The sequence below is a fragment of the Collinsella aerofaciens genome, from assembly GCF_040915545.1.
GTDB classification, from domain to species: Bacteria; Actinomycetota; Coriobacteriia; order Coriobacteriales; family Coriobacteriaceae; genus Collinsella; species Collinsella aerofaciens_BE.
In genome coordinates, this window is record NZ_JBCPDH010000006.1 from 35,136 (window position 1) to 55,142 (window position 20,007).

Here is a 20,007-nt window from a genome sequence, read left to right on the forward strand (position 1 = left end):
GAGCCAATGATCCGGCGAGCCAACACATAGCAAGCTTACGGGTGCCCAAGTACTTTGGGCGCCCGTTTTTTATCGCTCGACCAGCACGCGATTGAGCCGCCCCTCCACCAAGCGCTCGTATAGACGCCGCGTCTCGGGCTCGGGCACGCCATTGACCTGCTCCCTCAGATGGTGCATATGCCCGCTGTATAGCTCGACGATATCGCGCCGCCGCCCCGCCGCACTGTAGACGCGCATGGCGCAGCGCACCATATCCTCGCGCGCCGTTTCCTGCCGAAGCCCCGACTCCGCCAGCCAAATCGCCGACTGCAGATCGTTTTCTTCTAGAGCGGCATTGGCCCCCTTAATCATGCAATCGATGTACTTTGACTGCATAATGCGTCGCATACGAAAAAGTAGGTGGGATTACAGCCATTGGGAACATACAGCGGTCCGGCATAAAGCTGCTCAATCTTAAGGCACAGTTCAACTAAATGGGGCCCGCGCGCACCCGTGCGATTTCCCAAAACCTCGCGGCTTATCTGGTCAAACAGCCGTACATCGGTCTTGACGTAGTCGCCGTTGAGTCCGATGCATTCATTTTGGATGAGCACGCACGACTTGCCGTCTGGCGTCGGCCCCAAGGCCGACCGCAAGCGCGATATCGTCGAGTACAGGTTGTTGCGGGCGCTATTGAACTCGGCATGGGGCCACAGCTCCATGGCCAGCGTCTCACGATCGACGAGCGCATCCATGCCCAGCGCAAGCCGCTCGGCAAGTGTCGCCGCCTTCTTGCGGCGCCACATTTTGTCCGTGATGGGAAACCCGTCGCGCTCGGCGCGAAACGCACCAAACATGCGAATCTCGATATGGTCGATGGTATCAACGGCTTCAACCTCGCCAGCCTGGAACAGACGCTCGCCCTCCCCTTCCAAATCGTCGCGCAGCGAGTACCGCGACAGCTCGCGCACGGGAAGCTTCTTGCGTATCCTGCCCGCCGGCTCGCCCAGACAATGCATGGCAAGGCGCGCAAAGAGCCGATACGATGGCTCTAGAATCCCCGCACGATTCATGGACATCCAGGCCGCAAGGTCGCTGTCTCGGCCCGCACAGGCCAAATGCAGCGCCACCATCCAGGCTTCTGCGCCACCAACCTGCGTCTGGCTTATATCGAGTAGCTCCGCTTCCTCGCGAACCGAAACCATCGAGGTGTTACGCAGATATGCCGCACGCTCCAGCAGCAATGCGTTATCGCGCATGTACGCAATCGACTCCTCGGCAAGTTTGAGCACTTGGACCGCACGGAACTTTGCATTAACCGGCCGTCCCTCTGCCAGCGACTGCCAGCCTTCTAGCAACAGGCCAAACAGCTGAATCTGGTTGTCGCGCATGCGCACGGCAAAACGATCGAGCTCGTTGAACGCCGCATCGTCGGTTACCGGCAAGCCGGAAAGGAGCCGCCGTGCCGCCAACACCATGCGCACCCAGATAGTCATCGCCTTAAGCCCACGTACGTCGAGCGCCTCCCGCACCACCGTCATCTCGTCGTCGCGCTCGTCGGTTCCCGCAAACGACCCGTCAAAGAGCTCCACCAGCATGCTATCGGCCCGTATAACAATCCCCACGATGTCGAGCTCGCAATCATAGGCCCTGCTCGTTTTGAGCTGCTGTAGAACGCCGCCGTCATCTCCCCGTTCGGTCAGGCATCGCTTGATCTCGATATGCGCAGACAACATATCGAGTGCGGTATGGGATGTCTCGATTTCTGGCACGGCCAGGTTCGTAGGGAGCCCAAGCCCGTTGTCCCCATAGCAAACAGCTGTCAGTGTCTGGGCCACCCTCCATGAGACAGGGTCTATTTCGCAGGCCGCCCGTTCGCCCCCGCGCTCGATAACCGATGCCATATAGCGAGCGAGCTTTGTATTGGACACGCTGACCGCTGCCAGATATACGCCGAGCGCCTCGGCGGGCGTTGGCTCTGGAGCCGGATCGTCGGCATCGATCGTGCCCAGCGCCGCTCGGCAGATATCGGCCCCGTGCCCCGTCAGAGCCAGATCGACCCCATACTGCCCAGCAAGTTCAAGGACCGCTTCACGGTCCAAAAAGGCGTCCGCCAGGCCCATCGCCGCATCGCATCGGCCCGCCTTAAGCAAAATCCGGGCCGCCCTCGGAACAAGTTCGGGGCGGACCTCGGCCACCAACTTACGCAAGCGCAAGCGTCCGTTATCCTCCGTGCCCAGACACGTAAAACTCCGCTCGGCGGGATCCAAGCCAAAGATCGGGTAGTCGCGCACAAAATAGGACTGGTCGACCATCGACAGCCTCACCCCACAGGCCTCGAGTTCTGCGATATTGCCCTCGCCCATCAAAACCATGAGACATGCCACGCAAAACAGCGCATTATTGTCGAGCGAAGCCAGATCGGCAAGTGCCGCGCCATATACGTTGACAATCTCGTTTTCGAGCAGACCGGCTACGTCACCTTGGCCATACAGACCCGTCTGCAATGCCGAAACGAGCTCGGGCACGCCCTGCGTGAGCTGATAAAAGTCAAGCGATGTGCTGATCGAAAACGCCGATGCCCACGCCGAATACTCATAGGCATGCACCTTAAGCATCTGCGCATTGATCTTAACCGAATCGCCCAGCCCATGAATCAGCTGACGATTTGAAGGACGACAGGAGATAAAGACCCCTACCCCCATAGCGCGCAGGCCGCGAATCCTGTCGATGAGGTCTTCGGTATCGTGCTGATCGAGGTTTGGCACATTATCAATCGCGATAAGGGAGTGCGGTTTGTCTTTGAGTTCTTCGGTAACCACCTCGAGCTGCATAAACACCTCGCGCCCAATGGCGCGATCGGCCTCGATAATCCGCACGGGGCCTCGCGTCGGGTCGCATTTAACCTCATGGGTGTACTGCAGCAGCACCGAGGTCTTCCCAAACCCGTCGGGCGCATAAAGAACCACAATGCCGGCCTTTCGGCCCTTGGCGATAAGCTCATTCATCAAGCGTTCGCGTCGCACCATATAGCCTCCGCCCAGCGGCATCAGCTCGAGGTCGTCCATACTGCTCAAATCGTTTACCATGCCCGCTCCTCAACTCGACCGTATGGACACTGTAGCCGCAAGACCATACAAGCCGCGCTATGAATAGAGCGACCTTGTGTTTTAGGTTGTCTTTTGGTACGCAAGCGGCAAGTTTTTGTACAGCGAGGGCCGATTGTTATTAATCCCCCGACTAATCGGTCTTTAAGCAGGTAAATGAGCTTGTCAGCTTGTCCCATCTAAGCGGCAGTGTAACGCAGATGAACAAGGTTCAGCCATGTCATTCAACTCGCCTAGCACCCGCTACCGTCTACGACCTTCTAGTGGCATTTTTGCATAGAATCTGGTATAGAATGAATCAAGCTGTTGGACATCCGGCATTCGTCAAGCTTGCGGCAAGATTTTGGTCAAGTGGGCGGAAAAGGATAGCAAAAAGGCCCCCGCAAAGCGGAGGCCTTAGGCAAGGCTATGTCGAGCTGCAGGATTCGCGCTACTCGCAGAGCGAAAGGGCGGCCTCGTCGGCAACGACAACGCAGTTGGTGTGCAGCTGCAGAATCGAAGCCGGGCACTCGGGCGTAACCGGACCATAGCACATGTCATGCACGGCCTGAGCCTTGGCCTCGCCATTGGCGACGACCAGGATCATGCGGGCATACATGATGGTCTGGGTACCCATGGTGTAGGCCTGACGGGGAACATCGTCGATGCTGTCGAACAGGCGGCTGTTGGCCTGAATGGTGCTCTCGGTGAGGTCGACGCAGTGCGTACCCTTGGAGAAGTGGTCATCGGGCTCGTTGAAGCCGATGTGGCCGTTGTTGCCAATACCGAGCAGCTGCAGATCCGGGTAACCGGCGGCGGCGACGATCTTGTCGTACTCAGAGCAGGCAGCGGCGGCATCGGGGTTGGAACCGTCGGGCACATGCGTGTTGTTCAGGTCAATGTTGATGTGATCGAAGAAGTTCTCACGCATGAAGTAGTGATAGCTCTGGGGATCGTCATGCGAAAGGCCGCGATACTCATCCAGGTTGTAGGTGCTGACCTCGGCAAAGTCGACGTCGCCCTTCTTGTACCAAGCAGCGAGCTGCTTGTAGGCACCGATCGGGGTGGAGCCGGTGGCAAGGCCCAGCACGCAGTCGGGCTTGAGGATAACCTGCGCCGAGATAATATTGGCGGCCTTGCGGCTCATATCCTCGTAGTCTTTAGCTTTAATGATCTTCATTACGCGTCCTTTCTCGTACAAGAGAGGCAAGGCTCCCTTACAAGCACTTGCCCGCGGCCCGCGTCGGCCGCAACCAACGTGTGCGGCCACCAGGGCGAGGTCGCGTAATGTATGTGTCTCGTGTCTAGCCGCGTCGAGGCCCCTGCCCGTCCACGGTGACCCGAAGCTGTTTAGCCTCGGACGTTTCCCATCTTGCCACGGAGGGCGTCCTCTTTCAAGGGCGCCCTCCGTAAACGTGTTTGAATTGTAGGCTAATGGCCACGTGCACTTGCTAGCGCTCGCGAGCAACGATGAGCTGGTCCATCTCTTCGACATGCACACCAACGGAGCCTTTGATGCTCGAGAACTCAACGGAGTTGCACACCAAGATGGGAACCGTCACATCGTAGCCCTCGGCAGCAATTGCCTCGCGATCGAACTCAATGAGTACATCGCCCTTATGGACGATGTCACCCACTTGCGCATGTACGGTAAAGTGCTTGCCCTCGAGCTGAACAGTGTCCAAACCAACGTGGATGAGCACGTCCAGACCATCGGCCGTGTTAAGCGCAACAGCGTGTCCCGTGGGAAAAATGGCCTCGACCTTGGCGTCAGCCGGTGCAATCACACGCGTTCCGGTGGGCCGGATCGCCACGCCCTGGCCCAAAAGGCCGGTGGCAAACGTCTGGTCGTTTACCTCGGAAAGCGGAATGACGTCGCCCGAGATGGGAGCATCCAGCGTAAGGACTCGACCACGCATACCAAAAGACCTTAGGACTTTAGTGAACATGCTCCCCCTCGGACATACCAATCAATCAAAATAACCTTAACAGTTTACCACTTGGCACCGGTTTTTGACCATTAGGGAAGTTCGCGCTTGACAACCTCGACGATGTCGTCGACAACGCGCTGGGTCAGCTCGTGCGTCTCGGCCTCGGCCATCACGCGGACCAGCGGCTCGGTACCGCTCGGGCGCACCAGAATGCGGCCGCGGCCGTCAAGCTCCTTCTCGGCAGCAGCGACGGCATCCCAGATGGGCTGGCAATCGTCCAGACCAGCCTTGTTGTCCGAATGCACGTTGACGAGTACCTGCGGGTACTTCTTCATGATACCGGCAAGATCGGTGAGGGTGCGACCGGTGCGCTTGAGCACGGCCAGCAGCTGCAGAGCCGTCACCAGGCCGTCGCCGGTGGTGTTGTGCTCCAGGAAGATGATGTGGCCGGACTGTTCGCCGCCGATGACGGCGCCGTCCGCGAGCATGCGCTCAAGAACATAACGGTCGCCCACGGCGGTCTGAACCATCTCGAAGCCCTGCTCCTTCATAGCGATGGAGAAGCCCAGGTTGCACATGACGGTCGAGACGATCTCGGAGTTGGCGAGCTTGCCGCGAGCGGCGAGGTCAGAACCGCAGATAGCCAGGATGTAGTCACCGTCGATCTCATTGCCCTCGCTGTCCACGAACAGCACGCGATCGGCGTCGCCGTCGTGGGCCAGGCCGATATCGGCGTGGGTGCGCAGCACGAGCTCGCGCAAGGGCTCAAGGTGAGTGGAGCCGCACTCAACGTTAATGTCGGTGCCACAATAATCGGTGTTGATGGCATGGACCGTGGCACCCAGGCGCTGCAGCGCGGCGGGCGTAGTCTGGCAGGAAGCACCGTGACCGCAGTCGACGGCAACGACCAGGCCGTCGAGCCTCAGGCCATCAAGCGTATCGATGGCGTGGTCGACGTATGCCTTGCGGGCGTCCTTCATCTTGATGATGTGGCCCACGCCGGCGCCAGTCGGCAGCGTGTCGGCAGGCATGGCTTCCTCGGACATGACCCAGGCGCTGATCTCTTCCTCGACAGCATCGGGAAGCTTCATACCCTTGCGGCTAAAGAACTTGATGCCGTTGAACTCCGGCGGATTATGCGAAGCAGAGATGACGATGCCGCCGTCGAGCTCGTTTTGAACAGTGAGCAGCGCCACGGCGGGCGTGGGAATGACGCCGCAGCAATGCGGACGGCCGCCCTCGGCCATAATGCCGGCGGTCAGAGCGCTCTCGAGCATGGTGCCCGAAAGGCGCGTGTCGCGGCCGATGCAAATATCCGGACCAAGGAACTTGGTCGCCGCGCGGCCCAGGCGAAACGCGAGGTCGCACGAGAGGTCGGCATTGGCGACGCCACGGACGCCGTCGGTACCGAAGATGTTCTGGGGCATAGGATCGCTCCTTCCCTAGCAGGCGATATGCAACCGCCCACCCTAGTCGAAAAAGAAAAGCGGGACCCGCCGAGGAATCGGCAGGCCCCGCTTGTACATTGTATCTCGAAAGGAGATAAAACCTTAGCGCTTGGAGAACTGGGGAGCGCGGCGGGCCTTCTTGAGGCCGTACTTCTTGCGCTCGACCACGCGAGCATCGCGCGTAAGGAAACCGGCCTTCTTGAGGTCAGCACGGTAGTCGCCAGCGTTCAGAAGAGCGCGAGCGATGCCCAGACGCAGAGCGCCGGACTGACCGGAGATGCCGCCGCCATCGCACAGAGCGATAACGTCGAACTGACCGGCGGTGTCGGTCACCTTGAAGGGAGCAAGGGCGTTCTCAACGAGCTGATGACGGCCGAAATACTGCTCGGCGTCACGCTTGTTGATGGTCACCTTGCCGGTGCCGGGGACGAGACGGACGCGGGCGACGGCGTTCTTACGACGGCCGGTACCCTGGTAGACAACGGTGTTCTCAGCCATCTTTAAGCCTCCAGCTCAATCTTCGTGGGGTTCTGGGCAGCATGCGGATGCTCGGCACCAGCGTAGACCTTAAGCTTGGTCATCTGGGCACGGCCGAGGGTGGTCTTGGGCAGCATACCGCGAACGGCGCGCTCGATGACCTTCTCCGGGTGCTTCTCCATAGCCTGGCGGAAGCTCTCAGCCTTGAGGCCGCCGTTGTAGCCGCTGTGGCGATAATAGGTCTTCGTGTCGGCCTTGTTACCGGTAAGCTGGACCTTATCGGCGTTGATGACGACAACGAAGTCGCCGCAGTCGCTGTTGGGCGTGAACTGGGGCTTGTTCTTACCGCGCAGGATCATTGCGATCTGGGTGGCAAGACGGCCCAGGACAGCACCATCGGCGTCGACGAGAACCCAGTTGCGCTGGACCTCGCCCTGCTTGGCGTAGTGAGTCGATTTCGAAATCACTTAGACTCCTCCATGTACAGTACGTGTTGTTACAGAGATTCACGGGGCTCTGCAAGTAACCCGTCCATATTACCCCGCTCGCCGTACGAGTCAACAGGTATTTTGGCTCCGACCAGAGTTTCTGCACATGTCATCCACGAGCCGTGATTTTCCAGCTCTTTAGCTGTTGTCATTTTTTGAGGGTTCGCCGTCGCTAGCGCTCAACGAACTCTTGGATTTCCGCGAGCAGGCGCTTTGCCTCCTGACGGCCCTGGATATACAGGTCCAAAAGCTTTGCCGAATCGTGCTCGACATGGCCGACCTCGACCGGCTTTTGCGGAGCAACGACCAGCGCACGGCCCTCGCGCTCATACTTCCACAGGTGCATGCGCTGGATGTTGTAACGGTCGTGGCGCGTCTCGATAGCCTCGAGCAGATAGGGGTAGTCGGCATAGCGGGCGCGCGCGGCAGGCATAAACTCGTAAGGCTTTTTCTCGTACGAGCGGTCCTGCGTGACGATGACGACTGCACGGTCAAAGCCCGCCTCCTCGAGCACATGCTCGATGGGGACCGAATCGGCTACGCCGCCGTCGACGTATTTGTGCCCGTCAATCTCGACCGGCGGCGTCACCAGCGGCAGCGACGTCGAGGCGCGAACAGCGTCGAGGTCAAGTACGGCGCTTTTGACCGGCAGGTACGTGGCGGTTCCAAAGAGCATGTCCGTCGCGACGGCGTACATCTCGATGGGGCTTGCGTCGAACGTCTCGTTGTCAAAGGGATCTAGGCGGTCCTGGACATCGTTGAAGATAAAGTCGTAACCCACAATAGAGCCCGTGGACGCAAACGATGCGGCGCCCATGAAGCGGTTGTCATTGCAGAAAGCCAGGTTGATGCGGTTGGCACGGCCGATCTGGTGCGACTTGTAGTTCACGCCGTTGAGAGCGCCGGCCGATACACCGTAGACAGCCGGAATCTCGACGCCAGCCTCCATGAGAACATCGAGCACGCCTGCGGTAAATTGCCCGCGGAAGCTGCCGCCCTCCAGGACGAGCGCGACCTTGCCAGCGTTCTTTGCCTTATCTTCTGCAGTCATGTTGACCTCCTGCTGTTTCGTTTTGGCTTTCTTCTACCCAGTTTTGGGATAGCGAGCGCATGGGTTTTTCGAGGCGGCAGGTGAAGCGGAAAGTGTGTCCCAGTTTGAGGCGGGATTCCGGGATGCGCTTTCCGCTTGGACCGCCGCTGGGAAAGCGCGTCCCGTTCTGAGCGCGGATTCCGGGATGAACTTTCCGCTAGCCATTCATTTGGAAACTGCATCCCATTCCGAACGAAGATTCCGGGATGTGCTTTCCGCTTGAGCTGCCATTGGGAAAGCATGTCCCACTCTACGGCTCGATTCCGGCTCGCAGTTTCCGCTTGAGGCGCCATCCGGAAACTACGTCCCAGTCTGAGCGCGGATTCCGGGACGTGCTTTCCGCCTGGGCTGCCATCGGGAAAGCGCGTCCCACTCTGCGTCACTGAGGCGTTTTCTTTACGCCCGCGCCCTGCATAGAGTTCGATTCTCCGCGGTGCGGGGGATCCGTTGATGGGTTGAGGCCGGGGTAAGACGCCCGATCGGCATCGCATCTATATCTGGCTGGAGCTTTGCGCGGAGAATCCGCGTGTTCGCTTCGCGAACACGCACCGGCTTCGGCCGCCTGTCGGCGTCCTCGCCCGCGGGCTAAAAACGCTTAGCGTTTTCTTTACGCCCGCGCCCTGCATAGAGTTCGATTCTCCGCGATACGGACTAGAAATAAAAAGGCAGGTAGATATAAGTATCTACCTGCCTGTTACTTATGGTGGAGCTGGCGTTCATTCGGTCGAACACCTCGCCACCTGGACCTATAGCGCCAGGCAGCGACGGATTATCGCCCAAGCCGGCAGAATCGTCAAACGTGAACGCCACGCGCAGGCCGTCGTCATCGTCGGGGCCGCCCAGCACCACGCGCGCCACGAACGTGCGCAGAAGCTGCGCGTCGTCCACCTCGGCGGCGGCCATGCCCTCAAGCCAGAACAGCGCGCGGTCGTAGTCAAGGCGGGCGGCCTCAAGGGCCTCGGCCGTGCGCAGCTCGTCCTTGAGGAGCGCCTGCCGCTGCTTCAGCGCGTCTATGCGCTCCTTGCCGCCCGGCGGCGCGATGCCCGACTCGATGGCCGCCCATATGTTGGAGAACGCCGTCTCGATCTTGGCCAGCTCGCCCTTTATGGTCTCGCTCAAGGGCTTCTCGTCGGCGCGCTCCTCCTCGGCGTCGGCCAGCATGCGAGCGATGCGCTCGCGGCTGTCGGCGCTGCCCAGGGCCTCGCGCACGGCGTCGGCCACGCGCTTCTCCACGACATCGCGGCGCACGGTGCGCCCGCAGCTGCGGCAGCGGTAGTAGTGATAGGGCCTGCCCGACTTGCCCGTGCCGCTGGTGCCGGTCATCAGCCCGCCGTCGCGCCCGTCGTAGAGCTTGCCCGTGAGCGGGAAGTCCCACGCTTCGGTCTTGGCGCGGGGCCTGTGCGAGTCCTCAAGCATCCGTATCACCCTCTCCTCGTCATCCATGGGAACGATGGCGGGCATGCCGCCGGGCACGACCACGCCCGCGTAGCGGTACTCCCCGCCGTTCTCCCGCCGCATCAGTATGCGGCGCACCGTCTGGAAGCGCCACTTGCCGCCGCGCTTGGTGCGGTACGGCTCCCAGGCGCGCACCACGTCGGCCACCGACTTGCCCGACAAGACCATGCGCACGCCCAGGCGGATGGCGGCGGCCTCCTCCTCGTTGACCACGTAGCGCCCGTCCACTATGTCCCAGCCGTAGCGCACGCAGCCGTTGGCCATGCACCGCTCGGCGTTCTTCTGTATGCCGTCGCGTATGCGCTCGCCGTCGAGCGCGCTCTCGTACTCCGCCAGCACCTCCAGCATGCCCAGCTGCAGCACGCCCGCCGAGCCGTCCGAAATGTCCTCGCCCGCGTACAGTATCTCGACGCGGCAGCGGCGCAGCATGATGCGCGCCATGGCCATCTCGTCGCGGTTGCGCATGATTCGGGTAACTTTATATATGACCACGAAATCGAACAGCCCTCGCTTGGCGTCGGCCATCATGCGCTGGAACTCGGCGCGGTCGGTGTTGGTGCCCGTCTGCGCGAAGTCGCAGTACGTGGCCACCACGCGCAGGTCGTTCTCGGCGCAGTAGGCGCGGGACTTCTCCACCTGTATCTCTATGGACTCGCCGCGCTGGTTGTGGCTCGAGAAGCGGGCGTATATCGCCGCGCGCCCGCCCACGGCTACTCCATCTCGTCGGCGGCCTGGAACCACACCACCGTGCCGATCACGCGCACGGGGCCGTCGTCCATGCCGAAAATCATGTCCTCGTAGTCCTCGAAGCTATCCGCCGACAGCATCAGCTTGGTGCTGCCCTTGTACCAGCGGCGCATGACCGCGCGGTAGTCCTCGGTCTCCACCACGGCGATGGACCCGTTGGCGGGCTGGCGGTCGGGGTCGACCAGCACGTGGCTGCCCTCGGGTATGACGCGGTTCATGCAGTCGCCCTCGACCTCCAGGGCGAACGCGCGCGGGTGCCCGGCGCACACCGAGGCGGGCACCTCAACGCGGTGCGCTATCTCCTCCTCGTCGGCGAGCGCGCCGGCGTGCACGCGCCCGAGCGTGAGCAGCGGCACGGTGGCGCTGCTGGCCACCACGGGCATGGCGCCGGAAGGCAAAACAACGCCATCTGTTCCCTCGTCAATAACCTCGCCTTTACTGATATTGAAATAATCCGCAATGCGCTGAACTGCGCCCATGCGAGGCACTGCTCGCCCGTTTTCCCACTGAGATACGGCCATAGCGGAGACGGCGGCAACTTTGCCGAACTCCTCCTGCGTCATGTCGTGCTGCGTCCTAATCCTTCGGATGTTCTCGGCTATGCTCACGTGTCCTCCTTCCGCTGCGACCGTTAAAATCTTTTTACAGAATATGACAAATCTTCTTTACAGTCACTATATGTTTGGTTATAGTCTTAGGCATACCAAGCAAGGAGGTGATTCGATGGAATTGGTTGATGCGCGCAAGAAGGCACGGTACTCACAGGAGGCCGTGGCTGGCCTTCTCGGCATCTCGCGGCCCACGTACGCAAAGATGGAAAGCAACCCCGATAGCGTGACTATCGAGGACGCCAAAAAACTGGCAAAACTTTTCGGCGTGCGTGTGGCTGATATTTTTTTCGGCAGCAACGATAGTTAAACCTATAGATAGGAGAGAAACCATGACCACCAAGAGCCACCAGCCCGAGTTCGTCGCCGAGATCATCGGCAAAACGCTCGACCACCTCATCGACGACCGCAAGCGCGTGGCCGTCAACTTCGAGCTGGCCGAGAACGGCTGCATGGAGGAGACGCACGACAGCCTCAAGCGCCGCATCGCGGCCATGTTGGGCTTCCAGACGAGCGGCATCGAGCTTCTGGAGGCGAGCACGACCTGGTTCGAGCTCGGCGGCATGCAGTTCAACGTCTACAACTCCGTGCAGTTCAGCGTGAACGGCAAGGGCTGGAGCACCGACTTCAAGACCATCGCGCGCGACACCGCGTACGACGAGAAGGAGTAGGCCATGCTGAACGAGGTGACCGTACGGGGGGGGGTTCACCGCCCTCAACGTGAAGAGCGGCAAGTGCGTGCTGCAGTTTGAGCTGGACCCGAAGTTCCGTGACTTCATCCCCAAGCTGGTGGAGTTCACGGGGCAGATGCTCAACATCCACGTGTACGACGACCAGGAGGTGATGTTCGTGGATAGGGACACCGGTGAGGTCGCCTACGAGGACGCCCCGCTGCTTCTGCCGGGCGTCGCGGGCGAATGACCCCGATACAGCGCGCCATGTGCGACGAGTGCGCCGCCATGATGCGCGAGTTCTACAAGGACCCAGAGAACGAGAGGAAGTTCCAGGAATGGAAAAGATCAAGGGAAAGAGGGTGCGCGTCGCAGCCGGCAAGCGAAAGACGCGCACCGCAACGGTTCACTTCCGAACCGAGACCAGTGTAACACCCGAGCAGCGCCGCGAGAGGCTGCAGGCCGTTTTCGCCGCCCTGTTCGTCTGCGCGTGCATCGCCGCCACATGGGCGCTGGAGGCAACAGTATGGCCGAGGTAGACGCCAAGGCCCAGGCCCTCGTGGCCAAGGCGTGCGGCTGGGTTGCCTCGAACCCCGATACATGGGCGAAGCTGCGCCGCATCTGCTACCGCCTGATGCTGGAGGGCCACGTCATCCAGCGCGACAACGTGTACACCCTGGCGTGCCAGAACGGCATGACCGTGAGCGAGGCCAGCGAGTTCAAGCGCGACCACAACCTGTGGAGCGTGCTGTCCCGCTACATGGTGCTGCAGCGCCCCTCCATGCTGGCCGCCGTGAGCTTCCGCCGCACGCCGGTGGACTCCGTGGACCTGGTGGGCACGTGGGAGGCCATCGTGGGCCCAGCCGTTTTCGCCGCCTCCACGCTAACCGAGGCGCAGGGCATCTACGACAGGGGCGCGCAATGAGGTGCACCGTCACGGTCGAGGGCCGAATGCCGAGCCTGAACGACTACATCAGCGCCGAGCGCGCCAACCGCTACAAGGCGGCAGCCATGAAGAAGCGCGAGACGGCGCGCGTGAGGGCGGCGGCCATGCAGCAGCGAGCGCCGCGCTTCGAGCGCCGGGTGACCGTGCGCACCACGTTCTACGAGCCCGACATGCGCCGCGACGCCGACAACGTGGGCTTCGCGCGCAAGTTCGTGCTCGACGGCCTGGTGGCGGCGGGCGTAATCAAGGACGACTCCCGCAAGTACGTGGAGCAATGCCCCGACAGGGTGCTCACCGACAGGGCGCGCCCCCGCGTGGTCGTGGAGGTGAGCGACGAGTGACCCGCCGAGACAAGGGCAGGCCACACAGGGCGTGGCGCAAGGCCGACCTCGACCGCATAGCCGAGCTGGCGGGAAAGGTGCCCGCCCGCGAGATTCGCCGCGAGCTGCGGCTGTCCAAGAACCAGTTGGATAACGCGCGGCGCGTGATCAACGCCAGCGGCGGCCACGTGTCCCTGCGCTGCTACCGCCACCGCCTGGAGCTGTGCCCGTCGTGCGGGTGCCGCAGGGCGACCCTCGGCAAGGACGGCATCTGCGAACCGTGCAGACGCCAGCAGCAGCTTGAGACCATAGAGGCCCGCATAGCCGAGCTGCTGCCGAGGCTGACCGCAGAGGAGCGCCGCACCTACGAGCGCACCGAGTGCGGCCGAGAGAGCCGCGCCGACCCCATGCCGCAGGCCCCGGACACCTCGGGCATGAGCCGCTACGCCGCCGACAAGGCAGCAGAGGCGCACGACGAGGCCATGGAGCGGTGGCTGTGCCGTTACCTGTACCGCAGGGTCAAGGCGGCGCAGAAGCGCAAGGAGCGCATAGAGAAAAAAGTTCCGAAATCCTGAAAAGTTTTTATCACTTTTAGTTTTCCCAGTTAGGAGACCCAAATGCTCACGGAAATCATCAGCAAGACCGTCGCGGACAAGACGGTGGACAGCATCCTGAAGCGCATCGAGCGCGCCGTCCCCGTGCCCGAGCCGGGCGACGGCGGCTTCGACGCCGCCATGCGCCAGGCGTTCAACATGGGGGCCGCCTGCATGGCCGCGCAAATCAAGAACGGCCCCGTGCCCACCAAGCGCATCGCGCTCATGGGCGAGGTGGCCCGCGTGGCGTGCCGCGCCCGCCTGGTGGGCATGGAGTGCCGCGTGGTCGTAGACGAGGAGGCCCGCGCATGCAATCGCTAGAGGAGGTCGCGATCTGCGACGTGTACCCCTACGAGCGCGCCGACGGCGAGCCGATGAACCCGCGCGACTTCACCACCAGGGAGAGCGCCGAGCACATCGCGGGCCTGGCCGCGCAGTTCAAGGCCAACCGCCTCAACCCCGGCCAGCCCGTCATGAAGCCCATCCTGTACAAGGAGGGCGGCATCTACTGGATCATCGACGGCGAGTGCCGCGTGCGCGCCATGCGCTCCATCGGCACCGAGCGGTTCCTGGCCGAGGTCTACGACGACCTGGACGACGCCGAGCTGGCGCGCGTGGAGGCCGCCAAGGCCATGGTGGAGACCGACGCCAAGCTGGGGCTGACCGCCGAGGAGAAGTCGCGCGGCGTGCAGACCATGCTGGCGCTCGACATTCCCGACGAGGAGGTGGCCGTGGCCGCCCGCACCGACGCGGGCACCGTGGCCAAGGCGCGCCGCGCCGCCCGCAGGGTGCAGGACGCCGCCTACGACATGACGCTCGACCGCCTGGCCGCCATCGCCGAGTTCGAGGGCGACGACGAGGCCGTGGCCGAGCTGCGCGACTGCAAGCAGTCCGAATGGCAGCGCGTGTACGCGAGCCTGAAGGCCGAGGCCGAGCAGAGGCGCAACCGCGCCGAGGTGGTGGCGGTGCTTGCCGACGCGGGCGTCGAGTTCGTCGACGAATGCCCCGAGGGCTTCGCCGCATGCCGCACGTTTTCCGACTACCGCCCCGACCTGGCGGCGCTGGACGCCTACGTGGCCGACAACGCGGGCGCGGGGCTTCTGGCCGAGGAGACGTCGTTCGGCGTGACCCTGCTGGCGCCGGTGGCCGAGGGGGCCGACGAGGCCGCACAGGCCGCAGCCCAGCGCAAGGCCGACTTCCAGGCCGCCTACGAGGACGGCGCGAAGGCCCGCCGCGAGTGGCTTGCCGCCCACGCGGGCGACCTCAAGTCGATGCGCCGCACGGCTCTGGCGCTGACCGCGTTCGCCATGGAGACCGAGGCCGTGGAATCGTTCGAGGAGCTGCTGGGCCGACCCATCGACCGCACGCCCACCGAGCTGGCCGCGGCCATGGGCTGGCGGTCAGCGTGGAACATGAGCGGCTGGACGGCCTGGAGCCTCATGGAAGGCGGCAGCTCCGTGTACTTCAACCGAGCGACGGTCGAGAACGTGACCATCACCTACGAGGCCATGAAGGCCGACGGCTACGAGCCGAACGCGGCCGAGACGGAAACCTACGAGGCGTGCATGGCGCGCCTGGGAAGCGAGGAGTAAATGAGCGAAGCAGTTGAGGCCGAGATCATCGAGCCCGAGGAGGCGTCAGAGCTGACCGTGGCGTACTCCCCCGCCGTGATCGAGGCCAATTTCGACGCCCTGGAGGCGCACGTGCGCAGGCTGGTGGCCGACTACGAGGGCGCGACCTACGACATGGGCAAGGACGAGAACGTGAAGGCCGCCAAGCGCGACCGCGCCTACCTCAACGGCATCGCCAAGGAGATAGACGAGCGCCGCAAGGCCGTGAGCCGCGAGTACACGAAGCCCCTGGCCGCGTTCGAGGACAGGTGCAAGGCCGTGGCGGGCATCGCGAAGCAGGCAGCCGACGGCATCAAGGCGCAGCTGGACGAGGCCGAGGAGGAGCGCCAGCTGCGCGCGTACGCCAAGCTGCGGGAGCACTACGAGGAGTTCGCCGGGCTGCTGGCCCCCGTCGTGCCCTATGAGCGTTTCCACGAGAAGCAGTGGACCAACAAGACCTTCGGCGAGGTGAAGGCATTCAAGGCCCTGGAGGCCAAGGTAGAGCGCCTGGCCCAGGATTGGGAAACCCTCAAGGCGCAGTTCCAGGGCGAGCCGTTCTACGACGAGGCCGAGCGCGAGCTGTTCGCCACCCTGGACCTGGGCGCGGCCATAACGGCGGCGCACAAGGCCGAGGAGGAGCGCCGGCGCATCGCCGAGCTGAAGGCGGCCATGGAGCCGGAACCCGTGGAAGAGCCCGAACCCGAACCCGAAGCGGTGCCCGAGCCCGCGGAATGCCAGCCCGCAGAGTTCCCGCAGCCGCTTGAGCAGATGCCCGAGCCGCAGCCCGCGCCCATGCCCGCCCCGGTGCCGCCAGCGCCGCCCGCACCGGCACCCGTGGCCATGGCGGGCGACCCGTGGACGGTCGTGGTGCCGTGCGCCACGCGCGAGCAGATGCAGGGCGTCGCGGCGGCCCTCAAGGCGCAGGGCGTCGTGGGCACCATCATGCACGGCACGGTGGGCCAGGTTTACGAGCGAATGAACGGAGGCTACTAGCATGACCCAGGAACAGCAGTCCATCGACCTCATGGCGGCCGTTGCCCGCGTGCAGCGCGCCGTGGTGGTGCCCAAGGCCAAGTACAACGCTTTCGGCAAGTTCAGCTACCGCAGCTACGAGGACATAGTGGCCGCGCTGAAGGAGCCGTGCGCCAAGGAGGGCCTGGCGTTCTTCATGACCGACGAGCTGGTGCAGATAGGCGACCGCTACTACGTGAAGTCCACGGCGTGCGTGTTCCCCGTCGAGGGCGGCGAGGGCCTGCTGCAGGTGAGCGCCTACGCCCGCGAGGACGAGCACAAGAAGGGCTCGGACGACGCCCAGGTGACCGGCATGGCGTCGAGCTACGCCCGCAAGTACGCGCTGTGCGGCGCGTTCGCCATCGACGGGCAGAGCGATCCCGACGCCATGGAGGAGCAGCCCGCGCCCGAGGAGAAGCAGCCGCCCGCAGACGGCCCCTTCACGGCCCACTGCCGCAGCTGCGGGGCGCGCTACCAGTTCGCCAGCATGCCGCAGTACATGGAGTTCGTGGCCAACAGCCCGTGCTGCCCGCGCCCCGACTGGCAGGTGGAGTAGATGCAGGCGCTCACCGAGGAGCTGGACGAGCTGACCGACAGGCTGGAGGCCGAGCTGAAGACCTGCAAGGAGTCGGGCTGCCAGTACGCCGAGAACGAGGCCGAGTACCGCAAGGCCCTGCGCATCGCCATCCTGAACGAGCGCCAGAAGGGCACGCCCGTCACCATCATCGGCGACGTGTGCCGGGGCCAGGAGCAGATAGCGGAGGCCAAGCGCCGCCGCGACTGCTCCGAGGCCATCTACAAGGCCTCGCAGGAGGCCATCAACGTAATCAAGCTGCGTATCCGCATGGTAGACGCGCAGATCACCCGCATCTGGAACAGCGGGGACGTAACCCAAGGAGGGTATCTATGAGCATCAACCGCGTGTGCATATCCGGCAACCTGACCCGCGACCCCGTGCTGCGCTCCACGTCTGGCGGCATGTCCGTGCTGTCCATGGGCGTGGCCGTCAACGACCGCCGCAAGAACCAGCAGACCGGGCAGTGGGAGGACTACCCGAACTTCGTGGACTGCACGCTGTTCGGCACCCGCGGCGAGAAGCTGGCGCAGTACCTCGCCAAAGGCAGCAAGGTGGCCATCGAGGGCAAGCTGCGCTACCGCAGCTGGAACGACCAGCAGACCGGCCAGAAGCGCAGCGCGCTGGAGGTCGTGGTGGACGAGCTGGAGTTCATGAGCGGCCAGCAACAGCAGCAGGGCTACGCGCCGCAGCAGTACGCGCCCCAGGCGGCCCCGCAAGCGCCGCAGGCCCGCACGTACGGCCAGGGACGCCCCGCCCCGGCACCTGCGCCGCAGCAGCCCGCCTACGCGCCGCAGCCGGCCACTCAGCAGGCGTACGCGCCACAGCAGGCCATGCCGCAGCAGCAGGCCATGCCGCAGCAGCAGGCCATGCCCGATCTGTACGACGAGGATATCCCGTTTTAGGGAAGGCGACGGCGACACTATGGGCATGGTTATACACGACGACTTCTGGGCGGCCGCGCAGGCCATGCCCGAGAAGCAGCGCGCGCCGTTCATCTACGCCATCGTCGAGTACCGGTTCACGGGCAAGGAGCCGCAGGGCAGCCCCGCGTGGCTGCCTACCTTCCTGGTGCTCAAGGGCAGGCTCGACATGGGCGACGAGAAGAGCGAGCGCGCAAGGAAGGCGGCCAACGCCCGCTGGGGCAACAGGCCGGGGAAGGAAGACGCGGTGGACGATGCGGCGGCACGGGCGCAAGCCGATGCGCAAGCACATGCGGGAGCATATGCGGATACAGATGCAGCCGCACATGCGCAAGCAGATGCGGATGCACATGCAGGCGCATCGAGTTGCGGCAATGCAGAGGTTGAGGTTGAGGTTGAGTATATAGATAACCCCTTAATCCCCTTTGACGAAATCGTGCATGCGCTCAACGAGGCAGCCGGCACCCGCTACCGCTCAAGCAGCGCCAAGACCCGCAGGCTGATACACGCCCGCTGGGCCGAGGGCTACCGCCTCCCCGACTTCCTGGCCGTCATCGACACGATGGCAGCCGAGTGGGCGGGCGACCCGAAGATGGCCAAGTACCTGCGGCCCTCCACGCTGTTCTCGCCGAAGTTCGAGGACTACGTGAACCGCGGCCCGAGGACCCGGAAGGAGGCCGACGGCTATGCCGAGTACGACTGAGTGCCCCCACTGCGGGGCGCAGCTGGAGGTCCGCTACGTGGTGCTGGCTGGCCGCCGCACCTTCTGCGGCTGGAAGCCGTGCGGCTGCCCGGGTGCCGTGGCGGAGCGCGACGAGCGTTCGCGCCTTGAGGCCAGGGCCAAGGCCGAGGAGGCCGCAGCCAAACGCCGCCGGGCCTACGAGCGGGCCGGAATCAAGCCCCGCTTCATGACAGCCGCCTCCCCCATGGCCGAGGGCATTGCCGCGAAGGTTGAGCAAGGGCGCGGGGCGTACATCTGCGGCCCCGTGGGAACCGGCAAGACCCACCTGGCGAGCGCCGTGGCGCGGCTCCTGGTGGACGGCGGCACCAGCGTGAGGGTGACCGACATGCTGGGCGTGCTGGCCGCCATCAAGGGCACCTACGGCGGCGACGGCACCGAGGACGGCGTGCTGTCCAGACTCTCCCGCGTGGGGTGCCTGGTGCTGGACGACCTGGGCAAGGAGTCCCCCACCGACTGGACACTGGGGCAGGTGTTCCGCGTCGTGAACGACAGGTACGAGAACATGAGGCCCGTGGTCGTGACCACGCAGTACGGCAAGAGCGACCTCATACGCCGCCTGGCCAAGAACGGCGACGAGGAGACGGCGGTGGCCATCGTGAGCCGCCTGTCGGAGATGTGCGACAAGTACGAGCTGCAAGGCAAGGACAGGAGGCTATCGAATGGCAAACGTTGACACGCTGCCCGAGATCCTGCGCCCCCTCATGGAGGGGCCGAGCATCGAGACGCCCAGGTGCGCCGTGTGCGGCGCGCCGTGGCCGCTCAACCGCCACCACATCGTGAGGCGCGGGGCGGGCAAGCTGTTCCGCGACGGGCGCGAGGTTCCCAAGCCCACGGTGATGCTGTGCGGCAGCGGCAACGGCAGCGGCTGCCACGGGCTGGCGCACGCCAACCGGCTGCACTTCCGCTGGGTCAGGGCCGAGCAGAGGTTCAACCGCCCAGCCCCGCCGGGCTCGGGGCACTGGGAGTACCTGCTGCTGCCGGAACCGACCAAGTACGCGGATGCCCTGGCCATGGACGGCTGGGGGCGGCTGCCGAGGGGCAGGCGGTGCATGTGAGCGGGCACGAGCCTTCAAGCGGGTGGAACCTCCCGCCCGGGTGCTTCGAGTCCGACCCCAGGGCACCGTGGAACCGGCCCGACCCGTGGGAGGGCCGCACGTGCCGGGAGTGCCGCTTCTGCGGCCGCGTGCAGGGCGCTGGCGGCGAGGCCGTGTGCGCCTGCGACGCCATGACGGGCGGCGGCCCCGACGTGGAAGCGGTGGACGAGACAAGCGAGGCATGCGAGTGCTTCGAGTTCGAATAGGAGACGAA

The 20,007-nt window shown here is 63.8% G+C and carries 27 protein-coding genes; 17 read left to right on the forward strand and 10 right to left on the reverse strand.

Annotated elements, in window-relative coordinates; all coding sequences use genetic code 11:
• Positions 1-69: 69 nt before the first annotated feature.
• The 10 genes from AB5202_RS03385 to AB5202_RS03430 all read right to left on the reverse strand — a co-directional run bounded on the left by AB5202_RS03385 (position 70) and on the right by AB5202_RS03430 (position 11,309).
• Positions 70-375, reverse strand: a complete 306-nt coding sequence (locus AB5202_RS03385; RefSeq protein WP_368143832.1) for a bacterial transcriptional activator domain-containing protein — start codon at positions 373-375, stop codon at positions 70-72.
• A complete protein-coding gene (locus tag AB5202_RS03390; protein ID WP_368143831.1) occupies positions 348-3,068 on the reverse strand; it encodes an AfsR/SARP family transcriptional regulator in 2,721 nt (906 codons plus the stop codon). Before AB5202_RS03390 ends, AB5202_RS03385 begins: the two co-directional genes overlap by 28 nt.
• Before the next feature lie 448 nt (positions 3,069-3,516).
• A complete protein-coding gene (nagB, locus tag AB5202_RS03395; RefSeq protein WP_195233705.1) occupies positions 3,517-4,245 on the reverse strand; it encodes a glucosamine-6-phosphate deaminase in 729 nt (242 codons plus the stop codon).
• A 271-nt stretch (positions 4,246-4,516) separates the two neighbouring features.
• On the reverse strand, positions 4,517-4,984 hold the full coding sequence (locus AB5202_RS03400; RefSeq protein ID WP_346982314.1) for a PTS sugar transporter subunit IIA: 468 nt from the start codon (positions 4,982-4,984) through the stop codon (positions 4,517-4,519).
• A 101-nt stretch (positions 4,985-5,085) separates the two neighbouring features.
• Complete coding sequence (gene glmM / locus AB5202_RS03405) at positions 5,086-6,423, reverse strand: phosphoglucosamine mutase (RefSeq protein WP_368143830.1); 1,338 nt, start codon at positions 6,421-6,423, stop codon at positions 5,086-5,088.
• A 123-nt stretch (positions 6,424-6,546) separates the two neighbouring features.
• Positions 6,547-6,942 carry a 30S ribosomal protein S9 gene (gene rpsI, locus AB5202_RS03410; protein WP_022094634.1) on the reverse strand — a complete coding sequence of 132 codons (396 nt, stop codon included), beginning with the start codon at positions 6,940-6,942 and terminating at the stop codon, positions 6,547-6,549.
• A gap of 2 nt (positions 6,943-6,944) precedes the next feature.
• A complete protein-coding gene (rplM, locus tag AB5202_RS03415) occupies positions 6,945-7,388 on the reverse strand; it encodes a 50S ribosomal protein L13 (protein ID WP_022094635.1) in 444 nt (147 codons plus the stop codon).
• Between the two features lie 193 nt (positions 7,389-7,581).
• Positions 7,582-8,460: a patatin-like phospholipase family protein gene (locus AB5202_RS03420; RefSeq protein ID WP_217107582.1), complete on the reverse strand. Its 879-nt coding sequence runs from the start codon at positions 8,458-8,460 to the stop codon at positions 7,582-7,584.
• 690 nt (positions 8,461-9,150) lie between these two features.
• The gene (locus tag AB5202_RS03425; protein WP_368143829.1) at positions 9,151-10,662 is read right to left on the reverse strand and encodes a recombinase family protein; all 1,512 of its coding nucleotides are present in this window, start codon (positions 10,660-10,662) and stop codon (positions 9,151-9,153) included.
• A gap of 2 nt (positions 10,663-10,664) precedes the next feature.
• Positions 10,665-11,309: a LexA family protein gene (locus AB5202_RS03430; RefSeq protein ID WP_114513522.1), complete on the reverse strand. Its 645-nt coding sequence runs from the start codon at positions 11,307-11,309 to the stop codon at positions 10,665-10,667.
• 115 nt (positions 11,310-11,424) lie between these two features.
• Here AB5202_RS03430 and AB5202_RS03435 point away from each other — a divergent pair, with 115 nt between their 5' ends.
• The 17 genes from AB5202_RS03435 to AB5202_RS03515 all read left to right on the forward strand — a co-directional run bounded on the left by AB5202_RS03435 (position 11,425) and on the right by AB5202_RS03515 (position 19,999).
• Entirely contained in the window at positions 11,425-11,619 is a 195-nt protein-coding gene (locus AB5202_RS03435) for a helix-turn-helix transcriptional regulator (RefSeq protein ID WP_114513521.1), read from the forward strand.
• A 22-nt stretch (positions 11,620-11,641) separates the two neighbouring features.
• Positions 11,642-11,980, forward strand: a complete 339-nt coding sequence (locus AB5202_RS03440) for a hypothetical protein (RefSeq protein WP_368143828.1) — start codon at positions 11,642-11,644, stop codon at positions 11,978-11,980.
• A gap of 49 nt (positions 11,981-12,029) precedes the next feature.
• Entirely contained in the window at positions 12,030-12,230 is a 201-nt protein-coding gene (locus AB5202_RS03445) for a hypothetical protein (protein ID WP_117637853.1), read from the forward strand.
• Positions 12,231-12,318: 88 nt separating this feature from the next.
• The gene (locus tag AB5202_RS03450; RefSeq protein ID WP_117637854.1) at positions 12,319-12,519 is read left to right on the forward strand and encodes a hypothetical protein; all 201 of its coding nucleotides are present in this window, start codon (positions 12,319-12,321) and stop codon (positions 12,517-12,519) included.
• A complete protein-coding gene (locus tag AB5202_RS03455) occupies positions 12,507-12,905 on the forward strand; it encodes a hypothetical protein (protein ID WP_158551308.1) in 399 nt (132 codons plus the stop codon). The genes AB5202_RS03450 and AB5202_RS03455 overlap by 13 nt, the downstream gene beginning before the upstream one ends.
• A complete protein-coding gene (locus AB5202_RS03460; RefSeq protein ID WP_158551309.1) occupies positions 12,902-13,267 on the forward strand; it encodes a RusA family crossover junction endodeoxyribonuclease in 366 nt (121 codons plus the stop codon). Before AB5202_RS03455 ends, AB5202_RS03460 begins: the two co-directional genes overlap by 4 nt.
• Entirely contained in the window at positions 13,264-13,821 is a 558-nt protein-coding gene (locus tag AB5202_RS03465; RefSeq protein ID WP_368143827.1) for a hypothetical protein, read from the forward strand. The genes AB5202_RS03460 and AB5202_RS03465 overlap by 4 nt, the downstream gene beginning before the upstream one ends.
• Before the next feature lie 42 nt (positions 13,822-13,863).
• Positions 13,864-14,160: a hypothetical protein gene (locus AB5202_RS03470; protein ID WP_117765307.1), complete on the forward strand. Its 297-nt coding sequence runs from the start codon at positions 13,864-13,866 to the stop codon at positions 14,158-14,160.
• The gene (locus AB5202_RS03475; RefSeq protein ID WP_368143826.1) at positions 14,148-15,431 is read left to right on the forward strand and encodes a ParB N-terminal domain-containing protein; all 1,284 of its coding nucleotides are present in this window, start codon (positions 14,148-14,150) and stop codon (positions 15,429-15,431) included. The genes AB5202_RS03470 and AB5202_RS03475 overlap by 13 nt, the downstream gene beginning before the upstream one ends.
• Positions 15,432-16,442: a DUF1351 domain-containing protein gene (locus tag AB5202_RS03480; RefSeq protein WP_117637859.1), complete on the forward strand. Its 1,011-nt coding sequence runs from the start codon at positions 15,432-15,434 to the stop codon at positions 16,440-16,442.
• Between the two features lies 1 nt (position 16,443).
• The gene (locus AB5202_RS03485) at positions 16,444-17,016 is read left to right on the forward strand and encodes an ERF family protein (RefSeq protein WP_368143825.1); all 573 of its coding nucleotides are present in this window, start codon (positions 16,444-16,446) and stop codon (positions 17,014-17,016) included.
• Positions 17,017-17,370 (forward strand): hypothetical protein, encoded by a 354-nt coding sequence (locus AB5202_RS03490; RefSeq protein ID WP_117637860.1) that lies wholly within the window; start codon positions 17,017-17,019, stop codon positions 17,368-17,370. It begins immediately after the preceding gene.
• Positions 17,367-17,939 carry a single-stranded DNA-binding protein gene (locus tag AB5202_RS03495; protein WP_368143824.1) on the forward strand — a complete coding sequence of 191 codons (573 nt, stop codon included), beginning with the start codon at positions 17,367-17,369 and terminating at the stop codon, positions 17,937-17,939. The genes AB5202_RS03490 and AB5202_RS03495 overlap by 4 nt, the downstream gene beginning before the upstream one ends.
• Before the next feature lie 19 nt (positions 17,940-17,958).
• Positions 17,959-18,660: a conserved phage C-terminal domain-containing protein gene (locus AB5202_RS03500; RefSeq protein WP_368143823.1), complete on the forward strand. Its 702-nt coding sequence runs from the start codon at positions 17,959-17,961 to the stop codon at positions 18,658-18,660.
• Positions 18,644-19,372 carry an ATP-binding protein gene (locus AB5202_RS03505; protein WP_152067353.1) on the forward strand — a complete coding sequence of 243 codons (729 nt, stop codon included), beginning with the start codon at positions 18,644-18,646 and terminating at the stop codon, positions 19,370-19,372. Before AB5202_RS03500 ends, AB5202_RS03505 begins: the two co-directional genes overlap by 17 nt.
• On the forward strand, positions 19,359-19,754 hold the full coding sequence (locus AB5202_RS03510; protein WP_118349165.1) for a hypothetical protein: 396 nt from the start codon (positions 19,359-19,361) through the stop codon (positions 19,752-19,754). Before AB5202_RS03505 ends, AB5202_RS03510 begins: the two co-directional genes overlap by 14 nt.
• Positions 19,751-19,999, forward strand: coding sequence for a hypothetical protein (locus tag AB5202_RS03515; protein WP_368143821.1), 249 nt, complete (start codon positions 19,751-19,753; stop codon positions 19,997-19,999). Before AB5202_RS03510 ends, AB5202_RS03515 begins: the two co-directional genes overlap by 4 nt.
• Positions 20,000-20,007: the final 8 nt, after the last annotated feature.